The sequence below is a fragment of the Solirhodobacter olei genome, from assembly GCF_004010155.1.
Lineage (GTDB): Bacteria > Pseudomonadota > Alphaproteobacteria > Rhodobacterales > Rhodobacteraceae > Solirhodobacter > Solirhodobacter olei.
The window spans coordinates 92,747-111,244 of the sequence record NZ_RRYH01000024.1; the positions used below are offsets into that span (position 1 = coordinate 92,747).

The following is an 18,498-nucleotide window of genomic DNA, read 5'->3' on the forward strand; positions in this document are numbered from 1 at the left end:
CCGCCTTTCCCTGCAGTTGCCGCGCCGCAGCGTCTCGGCTAAGCCGGAGGGGCCGGATCCAAGCCCGAGGGCCCGATGTACCGCGTCTCGAACTACCTGACCCGCTTTGCGCTGAGCCTGGCCGCGGGGGCCCTCCTGGCCACGATCTGGGCCAATGTCGCGCCCGAAGGCTATTCCGATTTCGTCGAGCTGCTCCTGAGCGACCATTCCCTGATCGGCTATACCAATCCCGATGCGCTGTTTCCCTTCGGCCGCACGCTGACCATGGCCTACCTTACGGGCGATGCGTTGATGGCGCTGTTCTTCCTGTACCTCGGTAAGGAGTTCTGGGAGGCGCTGGTGCTGAGAAACGGCGCGCTCCGCGGCAGCAAGGCGGTGGCGCCGCTGGTGACCGCGGCGATCGGCGCGGCGGTGCCCGCGCTGATCTACGCGGGCCTGTCGGGCTTCATCGCCGATCCTGCCCTGCCCGCGCCTTTCGCCGGCTGGCCGATCGTCCTGGCGGGCGACGTGACGCTGTCCTATGTCATTGCGCGCTCCATCCTCGGGTCCGGGCACCCGGCGCTGCGCTTCCTGCTGCTGGTCTCCATCGCCGACGACATCCTGGCGCTGCTTGTCTCGGGTCTGGCCTTCCCGGAGGGCGGGCTGCATCCGGCCTGGCTGCTGCTGCCGCTAACCGCGAGCCTGGGGACCTGGCTTCTGTTCAACTGGCTGCCGCAGCGGCTCGACCAGGGCAGCCCGCTGGCGCCGGCCTCGGGCTTCGTGCGGCACCGCCTGTCGATTTGGCCCTATGCGCTGGCCGGCGCGCTTTCCTGGTACGGGATGCAGCAGGCCGGGCTGATGCCGGCGCTCGGGCTCCTGCCGATCGTCCCGGCGATCCCGCACACCGACCGCGCCTTCGGCGTCTTCGCCGCGGTGGAGACGCGGCTCCACGACATGCTGAACCGCATTGCGCAGCTTCTGGTCTGGCCGGTGACCGCGGGGCTGTTCCTGTTCGCGCTCACCCATGCCGGCGCGCCGATATCGGCTATCGACGAACTAAGCCTGCTGATCGCCCTTGCGCTGCTCGTCGGCAAGCCGCTGGGGTTCCTTCTCGGCGGCTGGCTTTCGACCGCCGTTCTGTCGCGCCCGCTGCCGGCTGGGATGAGCCGGGGCGACCTCGCCACCGTCGGCGCCGCCGCCGCCGCAGGGCTGGCCGTGCCGCTCTTCTCCGTCTCCGCCAGCCTGCCCGACGGCACGTTTCAGGACAGCGCACGGCTGGGGCTGATCCTCAGCGTGCTCCTGGCCCCGCTGGCGCTGCGCCTCGCCCGCGCCCTGTCGCCCTCACGATCCGGGGCCGGGACGCCGCCGGAGACCCGCCCGGCCGCCCAGCCGCCCGCCCATCCGGACGCCGACCCAGGCTGACCCCTCCGGACGGGCCCTTTGGCCGACCCTCGGCGCGCGGCGCACGGCCGGGCCGCCGGGACATGTTAACGCTTTGTTAACCAACACTCTCTAGGCCGGAACCCGGGGGCCTTGCTGCCCGGGTTAGGCCCATGATCGAGTTCCAAGACGTTTCCAAATCCTTCTGGACGGGACGACAGCGCAAGGTCATCCTCGACCGCGCGTCCTTCCGGGTGGAGCCCGGCCGCTCTCTCGGCGTTCTCGCGCCGAACGGCACCGGCAAGACCACGCTGATCAACATGATGGCGGGGCTGGAAAAGCCCGACGAGGGGCGGATCAGGCGCAGCGCGCGGATCTCCTTCCCGCTCGGTTTCATGGGCGGCGTGATCGGCAGGCACACCGGGACCGAGAATGCCCGCTACATCGCCCGGCTCTACGGGCTCGACCCCGATTACGTCGAGGCCTTCTGCCGCTACGTCTGCGGGATCGGGGAATATTTCGACATGGCCGTGGGCACCTATTCCTCCGGGATGCGCGCGCGCTTCTCCTTTTCGCTGCTGCTCGCGCTGGAATTCGACATCTACCTGATCGACGAGGGCATGCCCTCGACCACCGATGTCGGATTCAACCGCCGCGCCGGCGGCATCCTGCGCGAGCGGCTGAAGCGCTCGACGGTGGTGATCGTCTCGCACCAGGCCTCCACGATCGAGAAATTCTGCAGCCGCGCAGCGGTGCTGCGCGATGGAAAGTTCTACCTGTTCGACAGTCTGGAAGAGGCGAAGGCACTTTATGACTACCAAGCCTAGGGCCAGGAGGTTCCGCATCCGCCCCACCCCGTTCGCCGAGGCCACCGCGCGGCCGGCCGGCGGCACGGACAGCCATTTCGCACCCGCCGCGCCGGATGACGGGTTCGGCGCAGCCGTGCCGGACGCCCCCGCACGGGCCAGGACCGGAGAGGTGAAATCCGCCCGCGAGGCCGCGCTCGACGCCGAGATCGCCGAGATCCGCCGCGAGGGGCTGACAGGCCGGCAGCTTCGCACCGCGCGCCGCGTGGCCCAACGTCACGGCATCGCCGCCACCTCGGATTTCGACGCGGTGCGGCTGCTGCGCCGGCAGGGGATCGACCCGTTCGAGCGCGCCAACATGCTGGAGCTGGTGGTGCCCGAGCCCACCCTGCCCGCTGCCGCCGACGATCCGGCCGGCAAGCTGCCGCAGACCCGGCGCACCGCCCCCGCGCCCGCCCCGGCGGAGGGCGCGGCCGAAGCGGCGCGGCTGCGCGACATCATGGCGATCCAGGCCGACCTCGCCCGCCGCAGACGCCGGCGGACGACCCGGCTCTGGGCCCGGCTCGGCGCCTTCGTGCTGCTTCCGACCGCGCTTGCCGGCCTCTATTACGGCCATATCGCAACGCCCTTCTACGGCGTGCAGGCGGCCTTCGTGATCAACAAGGCACGGCAGGCCAGCGCCTCGCCCATGGCCGGGCTCTTCGCCGGCACCGGCTTCGCCTCCTCGCAGGATTCGATCAACGCCCAGGCCTACCTGCAATCCCGCGACGCGCTGGCGCGGCTGGACCGCGACCATGGCTTCGTCCGCCTGTTCGAGAACCCGAAAATCGACCCGCTCCAGCGTCTTCCGCCCGGTGCATCGCTCGAGGCCGCCTACCGGCTCTACCAGCGCGACGTGCAGGTGGGCTACGACCCGAGCGAGGGGATCATCCGCCTGCAGGTTTCCACCCCCGACCCGCGGAAATCGGTGGAATTCGCAAAGGCGCTGATCGGCTACGCGCAGGAACAGGTCGACCAGATGACCCAGAAGATGCGCGACGACCAGATGGCCGGCGCCCGGCAGAGCTACGAGAAAGCGGAGCGGAAGCTGGCCCAGGCAAATGCCCGCGTCGTCGCGCTGCAGCAGAAATACAAGGTCATGTCCGGCGACGTCGAGGTGACGCTGCTGACCAGCCAGATCAGCGCGCTCAACGCCGAGCTGAACCGCGACCGGCTCGACCTGCAGCAGATCCTGTCGCAGCCCACGCCCTCGCCCGCCCGGGTCGGCCCGCTGCGCGAGCGGATCCGCCTCATCGAGGGCCGGGTGGCGGGCCTGCGCGCCAGGCTCACCTCCAACGATGGCGAAGGCGCCTCGCTTGCGCAGGTCAACAGCCAGATCCTCGCCGCCGAGGCGGAGGTGAAGACGCGCCAGGTGATGCTCAGCCAGTCGCTTCAGGCGCTGGAGACGGCCCGCATCGCCGCCAACCAGCAGACACGGTATTTCTCGGTCGGCGTGTCTCCGGTCGCGCCGGACGAGCCGACATCTCCCCGCGCATTCCAGAATACGCTGGTGGCCTTCCTCGTCTTCGCCGGTCTATACCTGATGCTGTCGATGACCGCATCGATCCTTCGGGAACAGGTATCTGGCTGAGGATTACCAATGAAGACAGTAGAGATCGCAGGGGTCCGCACCGGCAATGACCTGCCCCTGACGGTGATCGCCGGTCCGTGCCAGCTCGAGAGCGCGGACCACGCCCAAATGATCGCGGGCGTGATGAAGGAGGCCTGCGCCAAGGTGGGTGCGGGCTACATCTTCAAGGCGAGCTACGACAAGGCCAACCGATCCTCGCTCAGTGGCAAGCGCGGGCTCGGCCGGGAGGCCGGCCTCGCCGTGCTCGACGGAATCCGCAAGGCCTTCGGCGTGCCGGTCGTGACCGATGTGCATGAGCCCGGCCATTGCGCCGAGGTGGCCGCGGCCGTCGACATGCTGCAGATCCCGGCCTTCCTCTGCCGCCAGACGGACCTTCTGATCGCCGCGGGCGAGACCGGCGCCGCGGTGAACATCAAGAAGGGCCAGTTCCTTGCTCCGTGGGACATGGACAACGTCGCCGAGAAGGTCGCCTCCACCGGCAACGAACGAATCCTGCTGACCGAGCGCGGCACCTCCTTCGGCTACAACACGCTGGTCGCCGACATGCGCGGCCTGCCCCGGATGGCCCAGACGGGCTATCCAGTGATCATGGACGCCACCCATGCGGTCGCGCAGCCCGGCGGCCTTGGCGGGTCCTCGGGTGGCGACCGGCGCTTCGCCCCGGTGATGGCCCGGGCCGCCGTCTCGCTCGGCATCGCTGGGGTCTTCATCGAGACCCACGAGGATCCGGACCACGCTCCCTCCGACGGGCCGAACATGATCCGCCTTGCCGACATGCCGGCGCTACTCGAAAGCCTGATGGCCTTCGACCGGCTGGCGAAATCCAACCCGATCCGGCTCTGATCCCGCCATCCGGCCGCAGGGCCGGAGGCCGAGGTTCAGACCGCCAAAGGAAAGAGAGTGTGTGATGACCGCCCCGAACCCGACCGTCACCCCGAACACCTGGGAATTCCTGAACGACGCGATGATCGCGCCCACAGGCTTTCGCGAATACGACGCCCGCTGGCGCTACCCGCAGGAGATCAACCTGCCCGGCATCCAGGCCCTCGGCCTCGGCCTCGGCACCCAGCTGCGCTCCAAGGACCAACCGCCGGAGATCGTCGTCGGCAACGACTACCGCGACTACTCGCTCTCGGTGAAGAACGCCCTGATTCTCGGACTGATGCAGGCCGGGATCCGGGTGACCGACGTCGGCACCTGCCTCTCGCCCATGGCCTATTTCGCGCGCGAGTACCTGGGGATCGGCGCCGTGGCCATGGTCACCGCCTCGCATAACCCCAACGGCTGGACCGGGGTGAAGATGGGCTTCACGCCGCCCCTCACCCACGGGCCCGAGGAGATGGCCGAGCTGCGCGACATCGTGCTTCAGGGCCGCGGCCAGCCCGCCCCCGGCGGCAGCCTGACCCGGGCCGAAGGCGTGCGCGAGGCCTATATCGACGATCTCTGCGGCGACTTCCGCCTGTCGCGCCCGCTGAAGGTGGTCTGCGCCACCGGCAACGGCACCGCCGGCGCCTTCGCCCCCGAGATCCTCGAACGCATCGGCTGCGAGGTCGTGGCGCTGCATACCGAGCTCGACTACACCTTCCCGAACTACAACCCGAACCCCGAAGCGCTCGAGATGCTGCATGACATGGCCCATGCCGTGGCAGCCTCGAAAGCCGATATCGCGCTCGGCTTCGACGGGGACGGCGACCGTTGTGGCGTCGTCGACGACGAGGGCGAGGAGATCTTCGCCGACAAGGTCGGCGTTATCCTCGCCCGCGACCTCGCCAAGCTCTACCCGGGTGCGACCTTCGTGGCCGATGTGAAGTCGACCGGCCTTTTCGCCTCGGATCCCGAGCTTCTGGCCGCCGGCTGCAAGGCCGATTACTACAAGACCGGCCACAGCTATATGAAGCGCCGGGTGCATGAGCTGGGCGCGCTGGCGGGCTTCGAGAAATCCGGCCATTACTTCATCGCCCCGCCGATCGGCCGTGGCTACGACTGCGGCATGCGCGTCGCGGTGGAGTTGGTGAAGCTGATGGACCGCAATCCGGGGCGCAGCTTCTCCGACCTGAAGAAGGCGCTGCCGAAGACCTGGTCGATGCCCACCCTCTCGCCCCACTGCCCGGACACCGAGAAATACAACGTGCTGGAGCGGATCATGGCCCGGCTCGCCGACATGCAGGCCGAGGGCGCGCGGCTCGGCGACCGCGCAATCTCCGAGATCATCACCGTCAACGGCGCCCGCGTGATGCTGGAGAACGGCGCCTGGGCGCTGGTGCGCGCCTCCTCCAACACGCCGAATCTGGTGGTGGTCTGCGAAAGCCCGGAAAGCGAGGCCGAACTGCGTGCGATCTTCGCGGACATCGATGCGGTGATCCGGCAGGACCCGCTCGTCGGCGCCTACGACCAGAGCTTCTGAACAAGGCCCGGGGCGGTTTGCGGGCGGGTTTCGCGCCCGCCCCGGCCGCGGTTCCGGCGCGGAACGAAGGAACCGGCAAAACCGCCCGAAAGCCTCTTGCAGCCGTCAACCGGCTTCGCTAAACACCGCGCAAGTTGGGGCGTGGCCAAGTGGTAAGGCAACGGTTTTTGGTACCGTGTACCGTAGGTTCGAATCCTACCGCCCCAGCCATCCTTTCCTAGAAAGCCAATGAAACAAGGGCCGCCGCCCTTCGCTTGGGCGCGACTGTACGACAGTCCACGAGGACTGCGACGCAGGCCGTGACACAGCCCCGTCGCCGGCCCACGGCTCTCGCTCACTCGCAGGCCCTGCCCCGGCCGCGATCCGGCCGTCGCACTTTGGCCCCGGAAGGCTGACCGCCAGATCCGGCGTCATTCCCCGCAGGGACCTCGCCGGCAAACGCCCTTCTTCCGGGAACCTATCGTCGCGCGTCTCTATCTGCGAGGTCCCCTTTCCCCGCTCCAGCCTGCGGATCCGGCCAACTCCCGCCGCCGGGCGCCAGCTCAGGCGGCGTCTTCCAGCTCGCCGATACGCGGCAGCTCCACGTAGAAGCTGGTGCCCTCGCCGGGCTTGCTGGTGAAGCTGATCCGCCCGCCGTGCCCCTCTACGATCACCTTTGCTATCGAAAGCCCGAGGCCTGAGCCAGTGGGCCGACCGCCTCCCCCGCCGGCCTGGGCGAAACGCTCGAAAAGGCGGGACTGGAACTCTTCGGGGATGCCGATGCCACGGTCGCGCACGATGATCCGCGCCGCCCCCCCGGCCGAGCGCAGCTCGACCTCCACCGCCTGCCCGGGGCGCGAGAACTTGGCGGCATTCGACAGCAGGTTGTTGAGCACCTGGATCAGCCGGTCGCGATTGCCCGGGACCACCGGCCGGCCCTCCAGCCCGATCACGCGCAGCGTCACGTCCAGCTCGGCGGCATAGCTCGCGTTGCAGGCGACAGCCTCCTCCACCACCGCGGCAAGATCCGTCGGCTCCAGCGGCATATCCATCTTGCCGGCCTCGAATTTCTCCAGGTCCAACAGGTCGTTGATCGTCACCACCAGCCGCTGCACGTTGCGCACGGCGATGCCCAGCACCTCGGCCGGCTTCTCGGCGATTTCGCCGAGCGCGCCCGCGGTCAGAAGCTTCAGCGCCCCCAGCACCGAGGTCAGCGGCGCCCGCAACTCGTGGCTGACGGTAGAGACGAAGGCCGCCCGCGCGGCCTCCGCCTGCCTGCGGGCGGTTATGTCGCGAACCACCGCGATGAAACTCTCTCGGTTGTCGAAGGACCGGTCGAGCTGCAGGCTTACCTCCACGGCGCGGCCGTCCTCGATCGACTCGTAGGAAAGGCCCTCGGCCGTGCCCTCGCGCAGCCCGGCGAGCCGGGTCCGCAGGGCGGCCTCGTCGACCTTCGGGTTGACTTCGGTCAGGGTTCGGCCGGCGTAATCCTTGCCGCTCCAGCCGAGATGGGTCAGCGCGCTCTGGTTGAGGTAGCTGACCTCGAATGTCTCGGCATCGACGACATAGACCTCCTCGCAAAGCCGTTCCAGCAGCCGTTTCTTCTGCGCGGCCTCCTGCAGGACCTTGGCCTGGGTGATGTCGGTGCGCACCGAGACCGTGCGCCGAAGCGCCCCCGAGGCATCGCAGTCGCCGACGATGGTGGTACGGGTCCAGAACCGGCTGCCGTCACGGCGGACGATATGTGTCTCGCCCGTCCATTTGCCCTCCCGTCGGATCCCTTCCACGACGTCGGGCCTGGCCGTTGTCCCCGGTGCGAAGAGGAAGGTCCGCAGCTCGCGGCCCAGCACCTCCTCGCGCGGATATCCGGTCTGGGTGACGAAACTGTCGTTGACGGAAACGGTCTGCCCGGCCGCATCGGCGACATTCACCATCACATGCGCGTCGAGCGCCTTCCAAAGCAGTTCGTGATCGCGCGGGGCATGGTCCTCGGCCGCGGTTCGGGCCTGCGCCCGCCGCCGCTTGCGGGCGGAAAGCTGCAACGTGGCCAGCACGCTCAAGGCCGAAGCGGCCGCCATGGCGGCCAGAAACAAGGCCAGCAGAGTCAGAAATGAAGAGCCGCTGAAACTCACGTCGAACATACGGGTCCAAAGGTCCAGAACAAATTACACTTGGCCTTCGCAGCCCCGCCCCCGGCTTTGAGGCGGCGGCGGGACGCATGGAACGAAAACTTGCGCCGAATTGTGCCAAAAATTTGACGGACTTCATCTGCTCGCGGAGATTGAGCGATTTTGGGGCTTTGACAACCCAGAAGTGGGAACAGCCAGGGATGTTCGGAGAGAAGCCAGGCCGAAGGCCGGCGCGGCGCTCAGACGCCGCGCTTGTTGCCCCAGATCAGGACATGCAGCTGCGGCAGGATGCGCGGTGCGAACCATCCCGCGCCCGCCGTGCGCTCGACCAGCCAGAGCATCCGGTCGGCCAGCCGCTGCGGGTCGACCGGAAGATCCGGGTCGACCTCGGGGTTGCCGGGCTGCAGGTAGAGCGGAAGCTCCGGATGGCGCGCGGCGGCGGCCTTCGCCCAGGCAAGGTCCGCCTCGTCGAAGATGACGATCTTCATGACCACCCGCCCGGCGCCCCGCCCCGCGTCGACGCAGGCCGCGAAGGCCTCCCAGTCGACCGTCTCGCCCGACGACGGCGGCTTCGGCGACAATACCAGCGTGTCGAGATCGGCGAACCAGGGCCGAGCGACGGAGCCCTGGGTCTCGCAGGCGAAGCGATAGCCCTCGGCCCGGCCCGCCGCGGTCACCGGCGCAAAGTCCTGGATCGCGGGGTTCCCGCCGGAGATCGAGACGGTCAGCGGCACCCCGCCGGAGAGGCGGCGCACCTCGGCCCAGACCGCCGCCGGCTCCATCGGCGCCCAGGTGTGGCGATAGGCGCTGTCGACGGCGTGGAGGCTGTCGCACCAGCTGCAGCGGTAATCGCAGCCGCCGGCGCGGATGAAGACCGTGGTCTCGCCGATCAGCGCGCCCTCGCCCTGGATCGTCGGCCCGAAGATCTCGGCGATGCGCAGCGTCACGGCCGGTACTCCGCCCAGGTCTTGAGCGTCTCGCTGACGCGCGCGGCAGCGGTCTCGGGCCAGCGCGCGTGGCACCAGTCGAAGAAATGCTTCGCCAGCCGCTCCGCCGTTGCCGGCCCCTCGATCACATCGTTCAGGTGGCGATGGTCGAAGCGGGTGTCGATATACTCCTTCAGCGGCGCCAGCGCGCGGTAGTCGCGCACGAAACCGTCGGCGTCGAGGTCCTCCGCCGCGAGTTCCACCACCACCACGTAGTTATGGCCGTGAAGCCGCGCGCAGGGGTGATCCTCTGGCAGATGGTCGAGCTGGTGAGAGGCGGAGAAGTGGAACTCCTTGGTGATGCGGTACATCAGCCGTCCGCCCGCCCGGCCACGGCGGCGCGCCAGAACTCTGGGTCTTCGTAGATGGTCGGATCTTCAACCCCGGCGAGGTGGAAGGCCTCACGCCGCTCGACGCAGGTGCCGCAGCGCCCGCAGTGATGCGCGCCGCCCTTGTAGCAGGACCACGTTTCGGCAAAGGGCGTGGCGTATTTCGCGCCGGCGGTGACGATGTCGGCCTTGGTGCGGTGCACGAAGGGGGTGTAGAGGCGCACGTCCGCATAGCCGTCGAGCGCGGCCTTCTGCATCGCCTCGAACGCCTCGGTGAACGCGGGGCGGCAGTCGGGATAGATGAAATGGTCGCCGCCGTGGACGGCGGTAGCCACGGCCTGATCGCCATTCGCGGCCGCAACGCCGAAGGCGATGGCCAGCATGATGGCGTTGCGGTTCGGCACGACCGTGATGCGCATCGTCTCCTCGGCATAGTGGCCGTCGGGGACGTCGATGTCGTCGGTCAGGGCGGAGCCGGTCAACGCCGCGCCGATCGGGCGCATGTCGATCAGGTCGTGCGGCACGCCGAGGCGGGCCGCCGCGCGGGCGGCGTAGTCGAGCTCCTTCTTGTGCCGCTGGCCATAGTCGAAGGAGACGAGGCGGGTCAGTTCGTGTTCCGCGGCGACCACATGGGCGAGCGAAACTGAATCCAATCCGCCGGAGCAGATCACGATGGTTTTCATTTTGATCCCTTGTTTTGATACCCCGGGTGGGCTGCGACCGGGAGGTAGAGAAACGGACATGCCGCGAACGACGCGGGCTTCTAGCAGGCGCCGAGGGGAATGGTCAACGCCCCGCCAGCGCGCGCGGAGGAGGGCCAGCGCCCGTCCGCGGGTGGGGCGGTGAACGGTGCGCAATGAATGCGCGCCCTACGCGGGGAAGAGGGACGGGGCCCGTCCGCGGGCGGGCGCTAGCGGCGGCTAAGGTCTGTCCGTTTATGGTTTAATCGCCCCCTTGAATTCGTCGGGGCGGCAGACTCACCAATAGCGCCCGCCCTCGGGGGCGGACGGGCGCTGGCCCGGCGGGCTTCGCCCGCTGTTTCGGGCCGAAGCGCGCTGGCGGTGACGCCGGGCCCTGCCCCCTCAGGCCGCGTCGCGCTCGTCGGGCCTCGCCCTGGGAAAGCGCAGCCAGAAGGTCGTGGTGCCGCCCGGCGTGGAGCGGAAGCCGATCTGGCCGTCCATCCGCTCCACGATCTCCTTGGAGATCGACAGGCCCAGCCCGCTGCCCTCCCGGCTGCGGGTGGAAACCTCGGCGACCTGGCTGAACGGCTCGAAGACCCGCTCTCCGAAATCCGCCGGGATGCCGGGGCCGGTGTTGGTGACCGAGATCGTCACCGCGCCGCCGTCGCATTCGACCCGCGTCACCACCTCGGTCTCCGGGTCGGAGAACTTGGCGGCGTTCGACAGAAGATGGCCCATCACCTGCTTGAAGCGAAACCGGTCCAGCACCGCCAGCGCCTCTTCCGCCCCCTCGATCGGCGCGAAGCTGACGCGGAAGCGGTCGGCGACCGGCCGGACCTCGGCCAGGCTCTGCTCGACCAGCGGGGACACGTCCTGCGCCGACAGCGCCAGGTCCATCTGGCCCGAGGAGAAGCGCTGCATGTCGAGCAGATCGTCCACCAGCCGGCCCAGCCGGTCGCAGTTCTGCGAGGCGACCGCCAGCAGCCGCCCGGTCCGCTCCGGCAGCGTCGAGGCCATGGTGCCCATGATCAGCTTCACCGCCCCGGTGATCGAGGTCAGCGGCGTGCGCAGCTCGTGGCTCACCGTGGCCACGAAATCGGCCCGCATCCGGATCAGGCGTTCCTGCTCGGTCACGTCGACGATCTGGCCGACGAAGCGCGGCGGCCCGCCCCGGCTGTCGCGCAGGATCCCCGTGGTGAGCAGGCCGAAGCGCTCCGTTCCGTCGGGGGCGACATAGCTCCTGCGCTCGACGTGAGAGAGGATCTCGCCCGACATCAGCCGGCCCAGCGCCTCACGGTCGGCAAGAACCTCGGCCGCCACCGGAGCTGCGTCCAGCCCCGGGTCCAGCAAGGTCTCGCGGTCGAAGCCTGTGTAGGCACAGAAGGCGTCGTTGACGATCTCGAACTTGCCCCGCAAGTCGAAGACGGCCATCGCCACCGGCGTGTTGGCGATCAGCTCGCGCATCTCCGCCTCGCGGTACTCGGCCTGCTCCAGCGCCTCCCTCAGCGGCGTCACGTCGGTCATCGTACCCAGAAGCCGCTGCGCCCGGCCATCGGCGTCGCGGGCGACCACCTTGGCGTCCGATCGCATCCAGCGCCAGCGCCCGTCGACCAGCCGGAAGCGGTACTCCACCGTCACACCGTCTGTCCGCCCGGCAAAGCACTCTTGGTCCCCCGCCTGGATCGCCGGCATGTCGTCGGGATGCACCCGCGCCAGCCATTCGGCCTGGGCGTCCACCTCCGCCTCCGGCCCGAAGCCCGCCAGCCTGAGCCAGGCCTCGGAGGCGAACAGCCGGTTGGTGGCGAGGTCGAGCTCGTAGACCCCGATCTGGCTTCCGTCGAGCGCGAGGTTCCAGCGCCGCTCGGCCGCCTGCAGGTCCAGCACGCCGTTATGCATCTCGGTGACATCGGTGAGGATGAGGACGCTCACCTCCTCGTCGTGCTCGTCGGTGTAAGAGGTCGCCCGGCACTCCAGCCAGCGCTTGGCGCCGAGCGGCGTCGTGACCGCGATCGGGCCGGTCTTCAACCGCCCGTGCCGCAATGCCTCGGCATCGAGTGCATGCTCGCGCCACAGGTCCGGCATCAGCTGGCCCAGGCTCATGCCGACCAGCGCCTCGCCATCGCGGCCGAACTTCCGCGGGGCGGAATTGTTGGCGAAAATCACCTCCGACCGGGCGTTCAGGAACAGGATCCCGACCGAGGCGCTTTCGATGATCGTCTGCAACTTGCGGCTTTCGATCGCCAGCTGCCGGGTCCGCTCCACCACCTTGGCGCGGACCGCGCGTTCACGCTCGTAAAGCACGGTGACCAGCGCAGAAAGAAGGATGCTCAGCACGATTCCGGCCAGAAGCGCGATCTGCGGCTCGTAGCTGCGGGTCAGCGCCTCGAAGGTTGGCGTGCTCTCAAGGCGCAGGACCCACAGCCTCTGGAACAGCGTGAAGCTGCGATCGGTGCTGAACTGCGGCCCAGTCGGCCGGTCGAGGCCGATCACCTGCTCGTCCGGCACCGCGCCGCGGTTGGCGACGATTTGCAGCTGGCCGGTCAACGTGCCGGCAGGCCGGCCAAGACCGAAGCTGCGCTGCGCGTCGAGCAGCAGGAAGGACCAGCCGTCGAGGGCGGCAAGCCGGTCCTCACGCGTCGCGATGGATCGGTGATCGCTGTAGATCGGCTGAAGCAGCACATGCCAGCGCACCCCGCGCGCCGCCACGGCTGACGAGGCGCCGCCCGGCAGCCGGAAGCCGGTGCTGATCGTCGCCCGTCCGCTCGCCGCGGCCTCCATCGCAGCAGCCGCAATCCCCGGCATGGCGGCCAGATCGCGGCCCGCCAGCCCCGGGGCGCCCCCGAAGCGGCGCTCGGCCACTGTCGTGAGCGACCCGCCCTTGCCCGGCGCGATCACCCCGATCGCATCGGCACGCGACAGGGCGTGGGCGTCGAGCCCGTCGAGGATCTTCTGAGCCGCAACCGCGTCCACCCCATTGCCAAGCTCCAGCGCATGGGTGGTGGTGTCGAGGATGTCCGACATCGCCCGCATCCGCCGCTGTAGGCCGACCTGCGCGTGATCGGCGGCAAGGCCGAACAGATCCTCGCGCTGGCCGGTGACGACATGGCCGATCCCGATGCTGAGGAAGACCGCGATAAGCACGCCCACCAGCGCGATGAGGCTGGACCCGAGGTTGGCCCGAGCCACCCGTCGCCCCCTCCAGCGCAGGCTGCCGGCCGGCCGGGTCGGAAAGAGCGCCGCCACCGGCAGCATTAACACCACGCCCAGTGTATTACCCAGCCACCAGTCAAGGCCGAAGCCGAGAAGCAGGGAAAGGCCCGCGCCCGCCGCCTGCCCGCCCCCCATCCCGCCGGCCAGCACCAGTGCCGGAAACGCCACCAGCGCGGCCAGCAGCGTGGCCACGGGCCCGGCCGACAGCAGGATCCACCCGATGTCAGCCCAGCCCCGCAGCGCCAAGGGATCGGCCCGCCGCCGCCGCACCAGCGCAACCGCGATCAGCGGCTGCAGCGTCGCTCCCAGGGCCAGGGCCAGCATCCCGCCCGCCGTCAGTCCCAGCCCGGCCCCTTCGGAAATTCCCGGCAACAGCCCGTGCAGGGACAGCGCATAAAGCAGCAGCATGCCCAGCGGCACCCCGGGCCAGAGCCTGCGGCCATGAAACAGAAGGGCCGCCACGGCGATCCCGGCCGCCGGCCAGATCAGCGCGGCGCCCACGCCATCGACCGGCGCGCTCAGAAGCCGGCCGAGCCAGCCCGCCGCCGCGTAGGCGAGTGCCAGAAGAAATATTCCGCGCGCGAGCCGCACGGCCTGAGACGGGCCGGCCTGCATGACGTTTCCCTTCCACGCCCCATCCCGAGAGCAGCACACCGAACTCGCACAACTGACTCGTGAAACCTGAGAAAACGGTAAAAGTTACCAGTACCCCTCCCGAAACTAGGTTCGGGTCGCGCATACGCTGCGCGATGTACACACTCGGGAGGCGTCGTTTGCTCTTCCTCAGTGCTGGCCTTGCGGCCGGTCCTTGTCTTTGACCGAGAACGGTCCACTCGCACTCACCGGTCGGCCCCCGGCCTTGCCCGACGGCGAGGGGGCGACCGGTTTGCCACTAAACCACTACCGGCTGGCGCCGGTAGGTTTGTGCTGCCCATGCAGCTCCAAATACTGAAGTATGATGTCGTCGGTCACGTTGCCCGAGGTGGTCGAGAAATACCCCCGGGCCCAGAACCGTCTGCCCCAGTACCGCCTACGGATCTCCGGAAACTCGCGCTGGACCTTATGGGACGATCGCCCCTTGATCGTCCGCATCACATCCGAGATCGACCGGTTCGGTGGCACCGACAGGAACATGTGCACATGGTCCCGGGCCAGCACGCCCTTGACGATATGCACGCCCATCTCGGCGCAGGCCTGGCGGATGATCTCGCGGATCCGCTCCCGCAGCTCGCCATCGAGCACCTTGTAGCGATACTTGGTGCAGAACACGACATGATAACGGTGATAAAATCGGGTATGCCCGCCAGTAGAATAAGCCATGACCTTCCCTCCCGGTTTTGAAGCCTTACCCCTTCGGGGGCTTCAAAACCGGGAGGGAAGGTCATCCGGATTCACGCTGAAGCGGACCGGCTGGAAGCCGGTGGTTTGTATCCGGTTGCCGGAAAATCAACCTATGGAGGAAAAAATCACAAGTAAACATGCAATTTCGGAACCTGAACACCGTTCCCAGCCCCGTTAAGCGCGAAGCGGTGCGGCCGTCGCGGCCGGCTCCGGGCGCATGGCAATACGCAGGATCAGCGCGGCGAGCAGCGGGAAGACCAGCCCCGCGACCGACAGATGCGGGTGCGCGGGATCGACGGTCGCCGTCTGTCCCCCCGCCTGCAACATGGTATTTTCCACCACCCCCCAGCTGCAGGCCGTCCAGCCCGCCGCGAAGATCAGGACGGTCTCGACCCGCCCCAGCCGCGCCGCCAGCCGCGGTGCCAGCAGCGCCATGGCCAGAGCGTAAAGCGGCATGTCGTAGTCATAGACATAGGGGCTGACCAGAAGCGAGGCGATCAGCGCGAGGCCCAGAAGCGCCTCCTCCGGAAGGCTCGCCCGGGTCAGCCGGTAGAGCGTCACGATCACCACCAGCGCAAGGGCCGCCTGCACCGTCAGTGCAGCATCCGCCGGAACCCCCAGCGTGGTCAGCGCCGCGTAGGTGGAGGTCATGCGGTAAAGCGGAAAGAGCCCCTCTTTCAGCGCATGGCTCGTTTCCGCCGCCCCGTGCAGAAAGACCGGCCAGATCTCCGGCCCGAAGGCCAGCGTCGCCAGAAGCCCGCTTGCCACCGCGCTCACTACCGCCCAGCCCAGCATGTCGTAGCGCCGCCGGAACAGGACCAGCGCCAGCAGCCCCACCGCCAGATGTGGCTTGATGACCAGAAGGCCCAGCGCAATCCCAGCCCGCGCGTCGCGCTTCAGGAAGCCGATCGCGAAGAGCCCGGCAAGGATCGCCGTGATGAAACCGTTCTGCCCGGCGGCGGCATTCACCATCACCGCGGGGTAGGCGAAGAGAAATGCCCAACCGGCCCGAGCCGGCCCGAGCCGGGTGAGCAGCCACAAGAACCCGCCCAGCCCCAACCCGACGAACAGAAGATAGCTCGGCGCCATCGGCCCCAGCCCCAGCAGCGCCGCGACCAGGTCGAACTGCGGCGGATAGGCCCAAGGCGCGAAGACATGAGGGCTGTCGGTCGCGACGGCCTGGATCTGTGAGAAGGCCTTGATGTCATAGGCCGTGGCAAGCCGGCCCTGCCAGATCAGCTCGCCAACCTTGTGGAAGATCTGGAAATCCATCACCGGCTCTGTGGTGGAGGTCAGGATCTTCTGCAGCATCTCGTAGACCGGATAGGCCAGCAGAAGCACCGAAGCCGGCCCGAAGGCCGAGATCAACTGATCCCGCCATTCCACGAAGGACCGCGGGCGCCGCGGCGGGGCCGCCTCCGCACCCTCGCCCGATGCCCGCATCACCGATCCGGTCTCCATTCCAGCCTCCACCAGCCCCGTTTGCGCAACAATGCCGGCAAAAGATGGCCATTTCCCGGCGAAGCTCGGAACAATCCGCGGCGCTTCGGGTCTATTACGAGGCGGCCCCGTCGGTGAACTGCAGCCGCGCCAGCCGGGCATAGAGCCCGCCCCCCGCGACCAGGTCCTCGTGCCGGCCCTGATCGACGATCCGCCCCGCCTCGAAGACGACGATGCGGTCGGCCTTCTTCACGGTGGCAAGTCGGTGCGCCACGATCAGCGTCGTCCGGCTGGCGCTCAGCCGCTCCACCGCCTCCTGCACCAGCCGCTCGCTCTCCGCGTCGAGCGCCGAGGTCGCCTCGTCCAGAAGCAGGATCGGCGCATCGCGCAGGATCGCCCGGGCGATGGCGATGCGCTGCTTCTGCCCGCCCGAAAGCATCACGCCGCGCTCGCCGACGAAACTGTCGTAGCCGTCGGGCAGCGCGCTCAGGAACCCATGCGCCGCCGCCGCGCGCGCCGCCGCCTCGACCTCTGCGTCCGAGGCCTCCGGGCGGCCGAAGCGGATGTTCTCGCGCGCCGAGGCGGCGAAGATCACCGGATCCTGCGGCACCAGCGCGATCGCCCGGCGGAAATCGCCGCGCGCCATGTCGCGAAGGTCGATCCCGTCGATCGTAACGCGCCCCTCGGCCGGATCGTAGAACCGCTGCAGAAGCTGTATCATCGTGGTCTTGCCCGCCCCCGAGGGCCCGACGAGCGCCACCGTCTCTCCCGGCGCGACGGCCAGGTTCACCCCGTCGAGCGCCGAGACCCCGGGCCGGGTCGGGTAGCGGAAGCCCACGCCCTCGAAGGCCACCGCCCCGCGCGCCGGGCGCGGCAGCGGCACCGGGCGGGCCGGGTCGGTCACGCTGTCCTCGGCGCCCAGAAGCTCGACCAGCCGCTCGGTCGCGCCGGCGGCACGCTGCAACTCGCCCACGATCTCAGAAAGCGCCGCGACGGCGCCGGCGACCAGCACCGAATAGATCACGAACTGGATCAGCGCCCCCGCGCTCATCTCCCCGGCGCGAACGTCGCGCGCGCCGATCCAGAGGACGCCCACGATCCCGGTGAAGACGAGAAATATCACGATCGCCGACATCACCGCCCGCGCCCCGATCCGCGCCCGTGCCGCGCGGAAGGCCTTTTCCGTCACCTCGCCGAAGGCCTCGCGGCTCTCGGCCTCATGAGTGAACGCCTGCACCGTCTGCGCCGCCAGGAGCGCCTCCGACGCCCGGCCGGAGGAGGCGGCGATCCACTCCTGGTTCTCCCGGCTGAGCCGGCGCAGCTTGCGGCCCAGCACGATGATCGGCACCACCACGGCGGGTACGATCAGCAGCACCAGCCCGGTGAGCTTCACCGAGGTGTAGAGCATTAGCCCCAGCCCGCCGACCATCATCAGGACATTGCGGAGCGCGATCGAAAGTGAAGAGCCGATGACCGACAGGATCAGCGTCGTATCGGTGGTCAGCCGGCTCAGCACCTCGCCGGTGAGGATCTTCTCGAAGAAGGCGGGAGAGAGCCCGATCACCCGGTCGAAGAGCGCGCGGCGGATGTCGGCCACCACACGCTCGCCCAGCCTCGTGACGAGGTAGTAGCGCGTGCCGGTGCCAAGCGCGAGCAGCGTGGCGATCCCCAGCGCCGCACCGAAGTAGGCGTTCAGAAGATGCGCATCGACGCCGTTGAACGTGTCGACGACCCGGCGCACCGCGATCGGCAGGATCAGCGAGAGCGCGGCAGTCAGCACGAGCGCCGCGAGCGCGGCGAGAGCCATCAGCCGATAGGGCCGCACGAAGGGCCAGAGCCCGCCCAGCGATCCGATCCGCCTCGAGCTGTCGCGCTTCTCCAGAATCTGCGGTCCGCGTGCCATGGCCCCTCCGCTTTCCAGCGCCTTAAGCTGCCCCGGCGCCCCCGGCAAGCCAACCCCGCCGCGCCGGCTCGGGTCCTGCCGGCCCCGCGGCGACCCCACAGGGGTCGGCCGGGGCCGGCGAGCATCCGTTCAGGACCCCATTTCCACAGCCAAAAGAGCGCCTTGCGCCTCGAAGCTCAGGCACCATGCGCGCTTGTCTCGATCCGTCAGGAAGTTGGAGCGGGTGATGGGAATCGAACCCACGTATTCAGCTTGGAAGACAAGCGCTCAAATGAAAACTTTTTCTTTTAAAACAATATTTT

General features: G+C 68.6%; 13 protein-coding genes and 1 tRNA gene. 6 read left to right on the forward strand and 8 right to left on the reverse strand.

Features of this window, described 5'->3' with window-relative positions; all coding sequences use genetic code 11:
- Positions 1–75: 75 nt before the first annotated feature.
- The 6 genes from EIP85_RS16740 (at position 76) to EIP85_RS16765 (ending at position 6,409) form a co-directional block, all read left to right on the forward strand.
- The gene (locus tag EIP85_RS16740; RefSeq protein ID WP_127903365.1) at positions 76–1,401 is read left to right on the forward strand and encodes a Na+/H+ antiporter NhaA; all 1,326 of its coding nucleotides are present in this window, start codon (positions 76–78) and stop codon (positions 1,399–1,401) included.
- A gap of 131 nt (positions 1,402–1,532) precedes the next feature.
- Complete coding sequence (locus tag EIP85_RS16745) at positions 1,533–2,186, forward strand: ABC transporter ATP-binding protein (RefSeq protein WP_127903366.1); 654 nt, start codon at positions 1,533–1,535, stop codon at positions 2,184–2,186.
- A complete protein-coding gene (locus EIP85_RS16750; protein ID WP_127903367.1) occupies positions 2,170–3,795 on the forward strand; it encodes a KpsE/RkpR family capsule polysaccharide export protein in 1,626 nt (541 codons plus the stop codon). The genes EIP85_RS16745 and EIP85_RS16750 overlap by 17 nt, the downstream gene beginning before the upstream one ends.
- A gap of 9 nt (positions 3,796–3,804) precedes the next feature.
- On the forward strand, positions 3,805–4,638 hold the full coding sequence (gene kdsA / locus EIP85_RS16755; protein WP_127903368.1) for a 3-deoxy-8-phosphooctulonate synthase: 834 nt from the start codon (positions 3,805–3,807) through the stop codon (positions 4,636–4,638).
- A 64-nt stretch (positions 4,639–4,702) separates the two neighbouring features.
- Complete coding sequence (locus EIP85_RS16760) at positions 4,703–6,199, forward strand: phosphomannomutase/phosphoglucomutase (RefSeq protein WP_127903369.1); 1,497 nt, start codon at positions 4,703–4,705, stop codon at positions 6,197–6,199.
- 135 nt (positions 6,200–6,334) lie between these two features.
- Positions 6,335–6,409 (forward strand) — tRNA-Gln (locus tag EIP85_RS16765).
- Between the two features lie 332 nt (positions 6,410–6,741).
- Here the strand turns inward: EIP85_RS16765 and EIP85_RS16770 are convergent.
- The 8 genes from EIP85_RS16770 to EIP85_RS16805 form a co-directional block, all read right to left on the reverse strand.
- On the reverse strand, positions 6,742–8,319 hold the full coding sequence (locus EIP85_RS16770) for an ATP-binding protein (RefSeq protein WP_127903370.1): 1,578 nt from the start codon (positions 8,317–8,319) through the stop codon (positions 6,742–6,744).
- A 227-nt stretch (positions 8,320–8,546) separates the two neighbouring features.
- The gene (gene queE / locus EIP85_RS16775; protein WP_127903371.1) at positions 8,547–9,254 is read right to left on the reverse strand and encodes a 7-carboxy-7-deazaguanine synthase QueE; all 708 of its coding nucleotides are present in this window, start codon (positions 9,252–9,254) and stop codon (positions 8,547–8,549) included.
- A complete protein-coding gene (locus tag EIP85_RS16780; RefSeq protein WP_127903372.1) occupies positions 9,251–9,604 on the reverse strand; it encodes a 6-pyruvoyl trahydropterin synthase family protein in 354 nt (117 codons plus the stop codon). The genes queE and EIP85_RS16780 overlap by 4 nt, the downstream gene beginning before the upstream one ends.
- A complete protein-coding gene (queC, locus tag EIP85_RS16785) occupies positions 9,604–10,305 on the reverse strand; it encodes a 7-cyano-7-deazaguanine synthase QueC (RefSeq protein ID WP_127903373.1) in 702 nt (233 codons plus the stop codon). The genes EIP85_RS16780 and queC overlap by 1 nt, the downstream gene beginning before the upstream one ends.
- Positions 10,306–10,704: 399 nt before the next feature.
- Entirely contained in the window at positions 10,705–14,127 is a 3,423-nt protein-coding gene (locus EIP85_RS16790; RefSeq protein ID WP_127903374.1) for a PAS domain S-box protein, read from the reverse strand.
- Between the two features lie 285 nt (positions 14,128–14,412).
- Complete coding sequence (tnpA, locus tag EIP85_RS16795; RefSeq protein ID WP_127903375.1) at positions 14,413–14,832, reverse strand: IS200/IS605 family transposase; 420 nt, start codon at positions 14,830–14,832, stop codon at positions 14,413–14,415.
- Between the two features lie 195 nt (positions 14,833–15,027).
- Entirely contained in the window at positions 15,028–16,314 is a 1,287-nt protein-coding gene (locus EIP85_RS16800; protein ID WP_164871768.1) for a glycosyltransferase family 87 protein, read from the reverse strand.
- A gap of 94 nt (positions 16,315–16,408) precedes the next feature.
- On the reverse strand, positions 16,409–18,196 hold the full coding sequence (locus EIP85_RS16805; RefSeq protein WP_127903377.1) for an ABC transporter transmembrane domain-containing protein: 1,788 nt from the start codon (positions 18,194–18,196) through the stop codon (positions 16,409–16,411).
- Positions 18,197–18,498: the final 302 nt, after the last annotated feature.